This window comes from Porphyromonas sp. HMSC065F10 (assembly GCF_001808555.1).
Taxonomy (GTDB): domain Bacteria; phylum Bacteroidota; class Bacteroidia; order Bacteroidales; family Porphyromonadaceae; genus Porphyromonas_A.
The window spans coordinates 33134-33627 of sequence record NZ_KV793776.1 but is presented as its reverse complement, the minus strand read 5'-3'; positions in this window follow the sequence as shown (position 1 = coordinate 33627).

Here is a 494-nt window from a genome sequence, read left to right as displayed (position 1 = left end):
TAGTGTTGCACTTCGAAGTTGAACCTAGGGACATGATGGGGTGACGCATTTGAGCGGTACAGAACTTATTAAACTCATAGTGAAGAGTGGTGAACTAAGTACCCCGACAGGGGTGCCCGCTTTTTAGTCCCAAGTCAAGGGGCGTAGCCACGAAGACCCGGGGATCAGGCATTGAAAGCGATCCCGCACCCCCGCTAATGTGTCGCACTGATTGACTGATGGGTAATTGCGACACCCTGACGGGGTCGTATAACCAAAGTGCGCCGTTGTTTCCCGGGGTCTTCGGCACTTCGTGCCTCGATACCCGGTCTGAAAAGCGATGATCCCTCCGGGGCTTCGCCCTGCGGGAGTGGCAGGCGGTAGCAGTAAGGATGGGATCGGTCAATGGGATTGCACAGCGACAGGGAACATCATCTTTGCCGTTAAGCTCAAATGCGTCACCCGAACCACTACCACCACCCCTTCTCTGCGAGAAATCTAATACCGGTAAAAGA